Annotated in this window: 11 protein-coding genes; 10 read left to right on the plus strand and 1 reads right to left on the minus strand. The window is 44.3% G+C overall.

Features of this window, described 5'->3' with window-relative positions:
* Window positions 1–127: 127 nt before the first annotated feature.
* Window positions 128–577, minus strand: coding sequence for a GNAT family N-acetyltransferase (locus KS242_RS07450; RefSeq protein WP_217323745.1), 450 nt, complete (start codon window positions 575–577; stop codon window positions 128–130).
* Window positions 578–735: 158 nt separating this feature from the next.
* Between KS242_RS07450 and KS242_RS07455 the strand changes: the two genes are divergently transcribed.
* From KS242_RS07455 to murF, 10 genes are all read left to right on the plus strand, one after another.
* A complete protein-coding gene (locus tag KS242_RS07455; protein ID WP_217323746.1) occupies window positions 736–1,617 on the plus strand; it encodes a 2-dehydropantoate 2-reductase in 882 nt (293 codons plus the stop codon).
* Entirely contained in the window at window positions 1,614–1,997 is a 384-nt protein-coding gene (locus KS242_RS07460) for a DUF3397 domain-containing protein (RefSeq protein ID WP_217323747.1), read from the plus strand. Before KS242_RS07455 ends, KS242_RS07460 begins: the two co-directional genes overlap by 4 nt.
* Before the next feature lie 44 nt (window positions 1,998–2,041).
* Window positions 2,042–3,667, plus strand: a complete 1,626-nt coding sequence (gene bshC / locus KS242_RS07465; protein ID WP_217323748.1) for a bacillithiol biosynthesis cysteine-adding enzyme BshC — start codon at window positions 2,042–2,044, stop codon at window positions 3,665–3,667.
* 166 nt (window positions 3,668–3,833) lie between these two features.
* Window positions 3,834–4,265, plus strand: coding sequence for a division/cell wall cluster transcriptional repressor MraZ (gene mraZ / locus KS242_RS07470; protein WP_097040257.1), 432 nt, complete (start codon window positions 3,834–3,836; stop codon window positions 4,263–4,265).
* A gap of 23 nt (window positions 4,266–4,288) precedes the next feature.
* Window positions 4,289–5,248 carry a 16S rRNA (cytosine(1402)-N(4))-methyltransferase RsmH gene (gene rsmH, locus KS242_RS07475; RefSeq protein WP_217323750.1) on the plus strand — a complete coding sequence of 320 codons (960 nt, stop codon included), beginning with the start codon at window positions 4,289–4,291 and terminating at the stop codon, window positions 5,246–5,248.
* A gap of 18 nt (window positions 5,249–5,266) precedes the next feature.
* Window positions 5,267–5,644: a cell division protein FtsL gene (gene ftsL / locus KS242_RS07480; protein WP_217323751.1), complete on the plus strand. Its 378-nt coding sequence runs from the start codon at window positions 5,267–5,269 to the stop codon at window positions 5,642–5,644.
* A 17-nt stretch (window positions 5,645–5,661) separates the two neighbouring features.
* Window positions 5,662–7,800: a penicillin-binding transpeptidase domain-containing protein gene (locus KS242_RS07485; RefSeq protein WP_217323753.1), complete on the plus strand. Its 2,139-nt coding sequence runs from the start codon at window positions 5,662–5,664 to the stop codon at window positions 7,798–7,800.
* 83 nt (window positions 7,801–7,883) lie between these two features.
* Entirely contained in the window at window positions 7,884–9,818 is a 1,935-nt protein-coding gene (locus KS242_RS07490) for a stage V sporulation protein D (RefSeq protein WP_217323754.1), read from the plus strand.
* Between the two features lie 144 nt (window positions 9,819–9,962).
* Window positions 9,963–11,438 carry a UDP-N-acetylmuramoyl-L-alanyl-D-glutamate--2,6-diaminopimelate ligase gene (locus KS242_RS07495; RefSeq protein ID WP_254391864.1) on the plus strand — a complete coding sequence of 492 codons (1,476 nt, stop codon included), beginning with the start codon at window positions 9,963–9,965 and terminating at the stop codon, window positions 11,436–11,438.
* 2 nt (window positions 11,439–11,440) lie between these two features.
* On the plus strand, window positions 11,441–12,793 hold the full coding sequence (gene murF, locus KS242_RS07500; protein WP_217323757.1) for a UDP-N-acetylmuramoyl-tripeptide--D-alanyl-D-alanine ligase: 1,353 nt from the start codon (window positions 11,441–11,443) through the stop codon (window positions 12,791–12,793).
* Window positions 12,794–12,840 lie beyond the last annotated feature (47 nt).

A 12,840-nucleotide genomic window follows, 5' to 3' on the forward strand; every position in this document is an offset into this window, starting at 1 on the left:
AGAGGGGTCCTTTTTTTGCTTCTATAAACAGTAAATTAACGATAAAAAGATGAGGCAGGCATCTCCGAATTCTCGGAGACGCCTGCCTCATTTTAATTTCTCATTTTTTGGGGTTTTGTCCCGCTCTCTATTTTGTAGGCTGCCAAGTCATGACAGACAAGTTATCTTCTTTTTTGCCAGTCTCTTTGAAGTTACACTGCTCCCAGAAGGATTCCGAATTCACGCGTGCTTTCGTACGTACGGGCTTTGTAAAGGATTGCACAAATTCAACAAGGGATGAGCCAAGTCTTTTTCCTTGGTATGCTGGCAGTACTTCAAGTTTGGTAATCTCAACGTATCCTTTTGGCGGATAAAAAGTGTTATCCTTCTGTTCGCTTACGAAAGCGAGTGCCATTCTTGCAGCAAGCTGCTCATCCATATAAATACCGTAAAAAAGCGTATCATCGTCACTCTCGATTAAGCTGAGCTGAAATTCATCAAACATCGAAAGCTCTGCATTCCCCTGTGCTGCAAAGCGTTCAAAATCTTCCGCTGTTTTGTAGTTCACTGGTAATTTTTCCACTTTAGCCACTGTCATACAGATTCCCCTCTCCGTATTATAAAAAATCGCTAGGTGCTTATGCATTCAGCATATATGAAAACGTTTACAAATTCAAGTGATATATTTCTTATATCCTTTTGGCGAATCCCTTGCTAAAATAAACAATTAGGTATGTGTCAAATGGGGGGACAGAGATGAGAATAACTGTAATCGGTGCAGGTGCAATCGGACTGCTTACAGCTGCAAAACTCAGCAGCATCCATGAGGTGCAGCTTCTGACGAGAACAAACGAACAAGCAAAGTTAATTTCTTCTAAAGGAATATGCCTCGATAAGGAAACAATACATATAAATGCTATACCGTTAGACGATTTGTATACTGTGCAATCAACGGATTTATATATTATTTGTACAAAGCAATACGACGTAAAGTCTGTATGGGATAAACTGGTGTCGCATGCAGCTGCGCCTGTTTTATTTCTTCAAAATGGAATGGCTCATACAGATATGCTGCTGTCTTCGGCGTTTGATTATCCGATCGTTGTCGGTTCTGTGGAGCAGGGGGCTATGCGGGTAGACTCTCATCGTGTGCGGCATACCGGAAAAGCAGGAATCCGTTTGGCAAACCTAACGGGTAACAGCGCAGCTATGCTTGTACAGCGTTTGCATGACCCGAACTTTCCTTTTTTATTAGAGAAGGATTGGCATCGTATGCTTGGAAGGAAACTGATTGCCAATGCGGTGATTAACCCTTTGACGGCTATCTATCGTGTGAAAAATGGGGAGATTCTTGATTGTCCTGCTTTCTGTGTGATAGCGGAAAAATTATGTGAAGAAGCAGCGGAAGCACTGGGTTTCCATTTCGCGGAACAATGGGCGTATGTACGCCAAGTGATAATGACCACCAAGAACAATCGTTCCTCCATGTTAAAAGATATCGAAGCAGGCAGAAAAACCGAAGTGGAATCCATATCAGGATATGTGAAGAAGCACGCTAACCGAGCCGTTCCTTATACGGATTTTGTCTACTATAGTATAATTGGACTTACAAGACAGCAAGAAAGGACTAGCTTATGACGCATTTTATTGCTTACCTTCTGGCGGCAGCCATTACAGTTCCACCGCTTGCAACTTGGATTTACTTTCTTATCGTTCGCAAATTTATTCGCAAAAGACGGAATGCTTTCCTGCATACGGTGCAAACGACTGCCGTGTTTTACATTGTTTCTGTGATGATCATGTTGCAAATCATTTTACAGCAAGCTGTAATCGGTTATATGATAGGATTTCTTGCAGTATTGTTCATGCTAATCGTATTTATGCATTACAAATACCGAGGCGAGATTGTTTTCAAGCATATTTGGCGTATGTTTCTGCGCATTTGCTTCTTAATGTTTGCTCCGCTGTATGTACTGCTGCTCGCAGCAGGCATTATCGTTACATTCATCAGGCAATAATACATATAATAATAACTGTTAATTAAAACAAAGGAGTACTTACTATGGTAATACAACCAATGAGACTGGAAAGTCCGAATAAATTGGTGACCGATTATCGGGCAGAGCATCCTTCTGTTATAGATAAATTCGATTACGCACCATTTCGCCAGGATAGCTACAAAGTCCGGCAGCAAGAGTTGAAAGAACGCAGCTTTCCGCGAGGAGAACTGGCTGATTTGCTATATAAACGAAATAAAGAGTGGGGTGCTGATGAAAAGGCGCTTCATAACACGGAAGCTCTGATGGATCCTAATACCGTTACAGTAGTTGGGGGGCAGCAGGCAGGCTTGTTTACAGGTCCGTTATTGACGCTGCATAAGATTACTTCTATTATCGCGCTTGCTGCACAGCAGAGTGAAAAGCTCGGAACAAAAGTTATTCCGGTATTCTGGATTGCCGGAGAAGACCATGATGTAGAAGAAATCAACCATATTTATCTTCCGAAACAACATCATTTACATAAGTTCAAATGGAAACAGCAGCTCACACAAAAAGTGGCAGCTTCCGATGTGGTGCTTGATAAAGAGCTAACGCATAACTTTCTGCAGGAAGTGATTGCTGCTTTACCAGAGACAGCTGTTACGAAGGATATCCACAGTATTGTTAGCGGATTGCTGGACCAATCTGATACTTTTGTCGACTTCTTTGCGAGACTTATCCACCATCTTTATCGTGATTCTGGTCTGATTTTACTGGATTCCGGTGATAAAGAGCTTCGTCGAATTGAAAGGCCGTTTTTCCAGCAGCTAATCAAAAAACAGCAGGAAATAAGTGCAGGGGTGTATAACACCGCACAAGAGCTGCAGCAGCAAGGCTATTCGAATACGTTAGGGCCAGAAATAGAGGATGCCAATCTCTTCTGTTATATTGATGGCGAAAGAACTCTCTTGATTCGTGATGAAGAAGGTAAATGGCGCGGGAAAGCAGATGAAGCAGTCTTCACCGAGGACGAGATGCTGCAAATGGCAGAAGCTGCGCCGGAACGACTTAGTAATAATGTGGTAACACGCCCGCTTATGCAGGATTACCTTCTCCCAGTGCTAGCTTTTATTGCTGGTCCTGGAGAGATTTCTTATTGGTCGAATCTGCAAGCTGGATTCCATGCCGTCGGTTATAAAATGCCGCCGATTATGCCGCGACTGTCGTTTACGATGCTGGACAGTAAGACAGAAAAATTGCTGCATCGTTATCAGCTGAATAAGAAAAAAGCAATCGCAGGCGGAGTAAATGCCGAAAAGCTTCAGTATTTGGCCGCACAGCAGCAGCCACCGCTCGCTGTTTTATCACAGCAAGTCAAACAAGCAATGGCAGACTTGCATATGCCGCTTCGCCAAAGTGCTGCTGCCATTGCCGATGATCTAGGACGGCTTGCCGATAAAAATTTGCTTCATTTGGAAGAAGATATTGATTTTCTTGTAGGCAGAATGGAAGCTAGGATTAAAGAGCAGCACCATGTAGCGCTGTCGCATTTTGATCATGTGCAAGCTGCACTGCATCCTGAACAGGGGCTGCAGGAGCGGACGTTAAACGTATTTGCAATCTGGAATACTTCCGGAGTGGGGATTTGGCGTGAATTATGGCAGAAAAACTATGATTTTACTACCGAACATTATATTGTTTCGGTATGAAGACACAGGAAGCGTGTTTGGTCGACGACCAAGCACGTTTTTTTGTGCAGTTAACTCCGAAAAACCGCTAAGTACGGGAGAAAATGCTAGTAAAAAGTGTGAATATGAAGGTGGTGAAATGTGGGGGGATGTGGTACTATGAAAATGGAAAGTGGGGGCGGAGTCTATGTTCATGGGGGAATACCAGCATACGGTCGATACGAAAGGACGTATTATCGTGCCTGCAAAGTTCCGCGAGGACTTAGGTGAGCGGTTTGTGCTTACGCGCGGATTGGACCAATGTTTGTTTGGTTACCCTATGGAGGAATGGAGACTCTTAGAAGAAAAACTAAAAAAGCTGCCATTGACCAAAAAGGATGCCCGGGCATTCACACGCTTCTTCTTTTCAGGAGCAGTGGAATGCGAGCTTGATAAGCAGGGAAGGATTAATATTCCTGCACCGCTCCGGAAATATGCGAAGCTGGAGAAGGACGTTGCTATTATCGGCGTGTCTGGACGGATCGAATTCTGGGCGGAGAGCGAATGGAATTCCTATTTCGATGAATCTGAAGAATCTTTTGCTGAAATTGCTGAGAATATGCTTGATTTCGATATTTGATGGCAGCCGAAAGGATGTAGAGCTTGTTTGAACATTATAGTGTGCTGAACAGAGAGACAATTGAAGGACTCGCTGTGAAGCCAGAAGGTACATATGTCGATTGCACCCTAGGTGGAGGCGGTCACTCGGAAGTGATTTTGAAGCAGCTGTCTGATAAAGGAAAGCTGTATGCATTTGATCAGGACAAGCAAGCCATAGAGGCCACATCGGCGAGGTTGGCAGAATACAGCGATCGAATCGAATATATCCAAGCGAACTTTCGTGATTTGAAGAGTGAGCTGGAAGCAAGAGGTGTGACAGAAGTAGACGGGGTTGTATTTGACCTTGGTGTTTCTTCACCTCAGCTTGACCAGGCAGAGAGAGGATTCAGCTATCAGCACGATGCGCCGCTGGACATGCGCATGAACCAGCATCAGGCACTGTCTGCCTACGAGGTGGTCAATACGTGGTCTTACGAGCAGCTTGTACGGATCTTCTTCCGCTACGGCGAAGAGAAATTTTCCAAGCAAGTTGCAAGAAAAATAGAGAACAGACGAGAATTGAAACCAATTGAATCAACCTTTGAACTTGTAGAAGTGATTAAGGAGGCCATTCCTGCACCTGCAAGACGAAAAGGCGGCCATCCGGCCAAACGGATTTTCCAAGCAATCCGAATTGCAGTAAATGATGAACTGCAATCATTTCAGGATGCGCTGCAGCAAACTGCTGAAATTGTAGCAATAGGAGGCAGGGTGTCAGTTATCACCTTCCATTCATTGGAAGACAGAATGTGCAAGCAAGCGTTTAAAGCTTGGAGTACGCCGCTTCCTGTACCGCGTAATATCCCAATATTACCGGAAGACAGTAAGGCACCATTTGCTCTTGTTACAAGAAAGCCGATTGTTGCAAGTGAGACGGAACTAGAAGATAACAGAAGATCTCGTTCCGCAAAACTCCGCGTAGCAGAGAAAATAAAACCGTGGAGTTCAAAATTTGAATTTTAGTACAGGGGAGGAATAAGCTTGAGTGCAGAAAGAGCTAGAAGCTGGCAGCAAGGAAGTCCGGCGCAAAGACCGCAGCAGCCGAAGCGGCAAGTAAAAGTAAAAGTTCATAAAAAAACGTGGATTACGCCAGGAGAGAAGGTTCTCTATGCATTCTTCGGCTTAATCATTTTGGCTGCGGCAGCTTATTTCGTAACTTTCGCAGCATCTACGTACAACGTCAATAGTGACTTGGAAGCACTGGAGTCCAAGATCGATCGCCAGCAAGTTGCCAACAAAGACCTCACCTATGAAGTGAAGGAATTGAGCAAACCGGAACGCATCATTGATATCGCGCGTGATGCTGGCTTGAAGGTACAGAGCACGAAAGTAAAAGAGGCAAATAAAGTCTCTGAATAAGCGAGGTTGTTATCACTATGAAAAAGAACAAGACGACACAAAAGATGACGATTGCTCTTTTATCTATCTTTTCCGTGCTCTTTCTTGTCTTAGCTGGACGCTTCTTATTCATCCAGGCCTCTGGGGAAGTGGCAGGGGAAAATTTAATAGAGTATGCGGCAGATAAACGAACCGATGCGTATAAGCTGGAAGCGACGCGCGGGAAGATATTGGACCGTAATGGAATGGAGTTGGCGTACGATCAGCCAACTTATTCTATTTATGCCATCGTTACGGAAGAATACTCCACAGATAAAGATAATCCAATTCATGTGACCGATGTAGACAAAACAGCTGAAGAAATTGCTCCCATAATAGGAGCAGATGCTGCAGATTTAGAGAAACGTCTGCAGAAGGGCATTGATGATGATTTATGGCAAGTGGAATTTGGTGCAGCAGGCAGCGGCCTGTCACAAGATCAAAAGAAAGAGATTGAAGAACTTGACTTGCCGGGCATACAGTTTACAGAAGAAGCGAAGCGCTTCTATCCGAATGGAACGTTTGCTTCCCAAATCATTGGATTGGCACAGCGAAAAGATGGTGTTATTACAGGATTGACCGGGATTGAACAGCAGCTCAATGATCAGCTCGCCGGCAAAGACGGCAAAATATCGTACGAGCGTGATGGATATGGAACAAAATTAATCAATCCGAACGAACAAGTGCAGGCAGCTCATGATGGAGACAATGTCTACTTGACAATTGATCAGAAAATCCAGACATTACTGGAAGACACCCTCACACAAGTTGATGAAAAATACAATCCGAAAAAAGTCAGTGCCATCGTCATGAATCCGAAGACCGGAGAAATTGTCGCAATGAGCAACCGGCCCAGCTATGACCCGAACAACCCGGAAAATGTTGAAAACTGGTATAATGATAGTATCTCCAATCCCATGGAGCCTGGCTCTACGATGAAGATGTTCACGGTAGCATCTGCGATAGAGGAAGGAAAATGGAATCCGGATGAAAAATATAAGTCTGGTACGTACAAAGTGGATGATACAGCTACAATTAGCGACTGGAATAACGGTAAAGGCTGGGATTCAATCTCTTATTTAGAAGGTATGCAGCGATCCTCTAACGTCATGGTCGCAAATCTCGTGGATAAGAAGATTGGCGAAGATACCTTCTTAGAATATCTAAAAAAATTCAACTTTGACCAGAAGACAGGCATTGATCTGCCAGGAGAAATACCTGGTACGATTTTGTACAACTACCAGTCAGAGAAAATTAGCACTTCATTTGGACAAGGTACAACGGCAACACCAATTCAAATGATTACAGCGGCTACTGCTATTGCTAATGATGGCAAGATGGTAACGCCGCATATTATTGACAAAATCGTCAATCCGGATACGGACAAAGTGGTTGAACAAAAGAAAACAGAAGTACAAGGCAACCCAATTTCCAAGAAAACGGCTGATGAGACGTTGAAGATACTTGAGTCAGTGGTTACCTCTGAGCATGGAACAGGAAAACCGTATAAACTGGACGATTATAGTGTAGCAGGAAAAACTGGTACGGCACAGATTCCATCACCTAATGGCGGTTATATGGATGGGAAGGGGAATTATCTATTTTCTTTCCTAGGCATGGCTCCGGCTGATGATCCAGAATTAGTAATGTATGTGTCAGTGCTGCAGCCTGAATTAGAAGCAAGCGAAGCAGACTCTGCACCTACTTCGTTTATCTTTAAAAACGTGATGGAAAATGCGCTGCATTATATGGATATCAGCCCTGATCAGACGAACAATCAGGAAGAAATTACGGAGAAACGGGTTCCTAATATGGATGGCATGTCCACTCGGGCAACAAAGAAAGCACTTGAAAATGCAGGTATGGAAGTTGTCGTAATAGGTGACGGAGAAGATGTTGCCAAAACGAGTGTGGATGACGAAGAGAAAGTGATCGAGGGACAGCGTGCGATTATCGTAACTGATCAACCGACGATGCCAGATATTACGGGCTGGTCGATGCGAGAAGTATTGGAACTAAGTGAACTGCTGGAGCTTGATGTAGAAACAATCGATAGCGGTTATGCGAAGATACAAAGCATCAAAAAAGGCACAAAACTGAATAAAAACGACTACCTTGCTGTCGAATTTTCGACGTAAGGATAATGAACAGTGGTCTATCCACTTGCGTACCGTCATAACATGGATACAAGCCTACCTTTGTGTATGAGGGAGAGATTTGTATGAAGAGAGTATCCAATGTTACGATGCGCAAGCGGTTAGTCACTGTTTTTATTTTGGCTTTTATCGTGTTCCTTATTATCGGAATCCGGTTGGCATATGTCCAGTTTGTTCTTGGCAAAGACTTAGTGGATAAAGCGGAGGATTCCTGGAGCCGAAATATTACGTTCGAACCGGAAAGAGGAAGGATTTTAGACCGAAACGGAGATGTACTGGCGGAGAATGTGTCGGCACCTACTGTCATGGTTGTACCGCGTCAAATTAAAGATCCGGAGGAAGCAGCAGCAAAACTTTCACAAATACTTGGAATGAAAAAGGACAAGGCCATGCAGCATGTGACCAAGAAAGCATCTATTGAGAGAATTCATCCAGAAGGACGGAAAATAACCGAAGAGCAGGCAGAAGCAATTCAGGCGCTGAATATGGAAGGTGTTTATATCGCCAAAGATTCGAAGCGCCACTATCCAAACGGTGATTATTTATCTCATGTACTCGGCTTCAGTGGTATTGATAACCAAGGCTTAATGGGGCTGGAGGCATATTATGATGAAGAACTAAGCGGAGAAGCAGGCAGTCTGTCCTTCTTCTCTGATGCTAAAGGACATCGACTGGAGGATATGGCGGATGTTTATCAGCCGCCAACGGATGGCCAAGACTTGCAGCTGACCATTGATTCGGATATCCAGACGATTGTGGAGCGTGAACTGAACAACGCGGAAGCAAAGTACAATCCAGACGGCGCTATTGCATTGGCAGTTGATCCGGACAATGGAGAAATTTTGGCAATGTCCTCCCGGCCTTCATTTGATCCAGAGAAATACAAAGAAACAGACCCAGACACATATAACCGAAACTTGCCGATTTGGAGTTCGTATGAACCAGGAAGTACGTTCAAAATTATTACCCTTGCCGCAGCTTTGGAAGAAAAAGTAGTCGACCTGGAGGAAGACCATTTTCACGACAGCGGATCAATAAAAGTAGATGGTGCCACGCTGCATTGCTGGAAGCGAGGCGGACACGGTGACCAGACGTATTTGGAAGTTGTGCAAAATTCCTGTAACCCAGGTTTCGTTTCTTTAGGCCAAAAGCTCGGAACTGACCGCTTGTTTTCGTATATCAAGGATTTCGGATTTGGAGAGAAGACAGGGATTGACTTGCAAGGAGAAGGAAAAGGGATACTATTTAACCCAGAAAAAATTGGCGCAGTAGAAACAGCAACCACTTCTTTTGGTCAAGGAGTTTCCGTAACACCTATCCAGCAAGTGATGGGTGTATCAGCCGCAATCAATGGCGGTTATTTGTATCAGCCGCATATTGCCGATTCATGGAAAAAACCTGTGACAAATGAGACCGAAACGGCGACTGAGACGGTAATGAAGCGACGTGTTGTATCAGAAGACACGTCCGAGCAGGTCCGCTTAGCCTTGGAAACAGTTGTGGCGAAGGGGACGGGGCGAGGTGCTTATCGTGAAGGCTTCCGAATTGGCGGAAAAACCGGAACAGCACAAAAAGTTGGTACCAACGGTCAATATATGGATAACAACTATATTCTTTCCTTCATTGGATTTGCGCCGGCGAATGATCCAGAGATTGTTGTTTATCTTGCTATCGATAACCCGAAAGACACCATCCAATTCGGTGGTAAGGTAGCTGCGCCAATTGTTGGCGATATCTTGGAAGACAGCTTACGTTCTATGGGAGTAGAGCCGCAGACAGATGGCCTTGAGAAATCATACAGCTGGCCAGAGGAACCGCCATTGGAAGCACCAAACTTCATTGGTATGAAAAAACGGGAATTGACGGAATATTACACCACACTTCAATTAGAAGTAAGCGGTTCTGGTGAGTATATTATTGATCAAGAGCCAAAAGCAGGTACAAAGGTGGAGGCAGAGTCGACAGTACGGCTGTATTTGTCGGAAAACCCGCCGGAATAAATCGGATGAACCATTCCTGCAGACATAAATTCTGGTATAATGATGTTTGGTATAAAATCTAGACTAGTATAATAAGGTCTTTTGGCAAGCAGCCTTATAAAATCAAACATCTTTTCGCAAGGATAAATGAAGGACGTGGCAATTTTGAAACTGGCAGCACTATTATCCGCACTGCCATTCTATGAACCGCAGGCGGAACATGAACAGGTTAATATTAACGGCTTGACGATTGATTCTCGGAATGTCAAATCTGGCAATCTATTTATTTGTATAAACGGAGCGCTTGTCGATGGACATCGATTTGCCGGTCAAGCAGAGAAACAAGGAGCAGCAGCAATTCTTGCGGAACGTCCGCTTGATGTAAACGTACCTGTCATCCTGGTGAAAGACACGCTTCGTGCGTCGGCTGCATTGGCGGCTCACTTTTATGGTCACCCATCAAAAGAAATGCGTGTCGTCGGGATTACTGGTACCAATGGAAAGACGAGCATGACTTACTTGTTGGAGAGTATTTTCCGTGCTAATGCGGAAGCGACTGGCGTTATTGGCACAATTCAGATGAAAATCAAAGAGCAAGCCTATCCGGTTAAAAATACAACACCTGATGCACTATTTCTGCAGAAAGGTTTCAGGCAAATGGTCGAGGAAGGCGTAGATACGGCAGTTATAGAAGTTTCTTCTCATGCTTTGGATATGGGGCGGGTACACGGAACGGATTTTGATGTTGCTGTATTTACAAATTTGTCTCAAGACCATTTGGATTATCACAATAGCTTTGAGGACTATTTCCATGCGAAGAGTTTGTTATTCTCTCAGCTTGGCAATACATTCGATCCAAATAAGCCAAAATTTGCGGTTATTAATACAGATGATCGTTATGCGGACGCTTTAATTAAATCAACAGCACAGCCGGTTTGCAGCTATGGCATTGAAAAGCAAGCAGATATTATGGCGACTAACATTGAACTTGCTGCCAATGGAACATCTTTCCGCTTGCATACGCCTAAAGGCGAAGCGACAATCCATAGCAAATTAATGGGCAAATTCAACGTATACAACATGCTGGCAGCTGTTGGGACCGCACTATGCAGCGGAGTACCTTTTGAGACGATTTGCAGTGCCTTGCATGAGACTACAGGAGTAGCAGGACGATTCGAACCAGTTGCGGCTGGCCAGCATTTTGGTGTTATCGTCGATTATGCGCATACCCCTGATTCGCTGGAAAATGTACTGACTACGATAAAATCATTCGTGAAGGGTAAGATAATTACAGTAGTAGGCTGCGGCGGAGATCGTGATAAAACAAAACGTCCGTTAATGGCCGGAACCGCAGTACAATATTCTGACACAGCTATCTTTACAGCCGATAATCCGCGGACAGAGGATCCTCATGCGATTATAGAAGATATGATTGCCGAATTAGACGAGGAAGCATATGTTGTCGTGCCGGAACGAGCAGAAGCTATTAAGCGTGCGGTAGAGCTTGCAGAAGCGAACGATATAGTTCTTATTGCGGGAAAAGGCCATGAGACGTATCAAATCGTTGGAGATCAAGTACTGGACTTCGACGATCGCCTTGTTGCTGCAGAAGCAATAAAACGCGCGGGGGTAGGAGAATAACGATGCTATTTTCAAGTGAGTTTCTATACGATTTATTTCCTGATGCAACGAAGCAGCAGGAATTTGCAATCAGCCTAGTTAATACCGATAGCAGAATGGATGCGCCAGAAAGCTTATTCGTTCCGATTCGCGGGGAGCGTTTTGACGCCCATAACTTTATCGAGCAGGCAATAGCACAAGGAGCATCAGCAGCACTGTGGGACCGTTCCGTACCGGTTCCGCAGGCAGCTGCTGACATTGTGCTCTTTCTTGTTGATGACACATTGGAAGCTTTGCAGAAACTGGCACAGGCACATCGGGAAGCAGTTGATCCAATTGTTGTAGGTATTACCGGTTCAAATGGTAAAACAACGACAAAGGACCTTGTAACGAGTGTTTTGAGTGAGAAATATGATGTGCTCGCGACAAAGGGGAACTTCAACAATCATATCGGCTTACCGCTCACCGTTTTGTCCATGCAGCCATCCTGCGAGGTGCTCGTATTGGAAATGGGAATGAGCAACTTTGGTGAGATTGAACTCTTGTCCCACATTGCACAGCCGGACTATGCAATCATTACGAATATTGGGGAATCTCATATCGAATATCTCGGTTCCAGAGAAGGTATTGCCAAGGCGAAAAGTGAGATAACTGCCGGAATGGGAGAAAAGTCAACCTTAATCATTGATGGAGACGAGTCATTACTAGATTTCCATCACGAGAAGGAACATACCGTAACATGCGGTTTTGGAGAACAGAACGCGCAGAAGTTGGTAATTGAAGAGACAGGTGGTAATGCAACTGTTTTTTCCGTAAACGGCGAAAGTTATTCATTTTCTTTGCTCGGTGCGCATAATGTACGAAATGCGGGTTATGCAATTATACTCGGGACACAGCTTGGCGTAAGTCAGAGTCAAATTCAACAGGCATTGCACGCTCCTGCAATGACAGGGATGCGGATGGAACTGCTGGAAGGAAAAAATGGAAGCAAGATTATCAATGATGCGTATAACGCATCGCCAACTTCTATGAAAGCTGCTATCCAGACCGTACAGGAGCTTCCGTTTGAAAGGAAAATTCTTGTGCTCGGAGATATTTACGAAATTGGTGCCGAATCAAAACGCTACCATCGCGAAGTTGCCGATGTTATTACAGCAAAATCGGCTTATGTTTTCACAATTGGGGAAGATGCAGAAGAAGTCTCAGCAGCAATAACAGATCAAACGATTCAAAGTGCCCACTTTCCAGATAAAGCTTCCTTAGCAGAATCACTTTTGCCGCTTCTGCAGGAAGATACAATTGTGCTGCTTAAGGCATCCCGCGGTATGAAGCTGGAATCCATACTTGACACAATTGGCATTATGAAAGAAAATTAATAGCTGGTATTTAGAAACGCCAAAACAGATGCTTTTTTCGTGCATCT

The sequence above is a fragment of the Terribacillus sp. DMT04 genome, assembly GCF_019056395.1.
GTDB classification, from domain to species: Bacteria; Bacillota; Bacilli; order Bacillales; family Amphibacillaceae; genus Terribacillus; species Terribacillus aidingensis_A.

Coding starts and splice junctions, on each gene's coding strand:
- KS242_RS07450 (WP_217323745.1), bottom strand. CDS start 577: ATGACAGTGGCTAAAGTGGAAAAATTACCAGTGAACTACAAAACAGCG.
- KS242_RS07455 (WP_217323746.1), top strand. CDS start 736: ATGAGAATAACTGTAATCGGTGCAGGTGCAATCGGACTGCTTACAGCT.
- KS242_RS07460 (WP_217323747.1), top strand. CDS start 1,614: ATGACGCATTTTATTGCTTACCTTCTGGCGGCAGCCATTACAGTTCCA.
- bshC (WP_217323748.1), top strand. CDS start 2,042: ATGGTAATACAACCAATGAGACTGGAAAGTCCGAATAAATTGGTGACC.
- mraZ (WP_097040257.1), top strand. CDS start 3,834: ATGTTCATGGGGGAATACCAGCATACGGTCGATACGAAAGGACGTATT.
- KS242_RS07485 (WP_217323753.1), top strand. CDS start 5,662: ATGAAAAAGAACAAGACGACACAAAAGATGACGATTGCTCTTTTATCT.
- KS242_RS07490 (WP_217323754.1), top strand. CDS start 7,884: ATGAAGAGAGTATCCAATGTTACGATGCGCAAGCGGTTAGTCACTGTT.
- murF (WP_217323757.1), top strand. CDS start 11,441: ATGCTATTTTCAAGTGAGTTTCTATACGATTTATTTCCTGATGCAACG.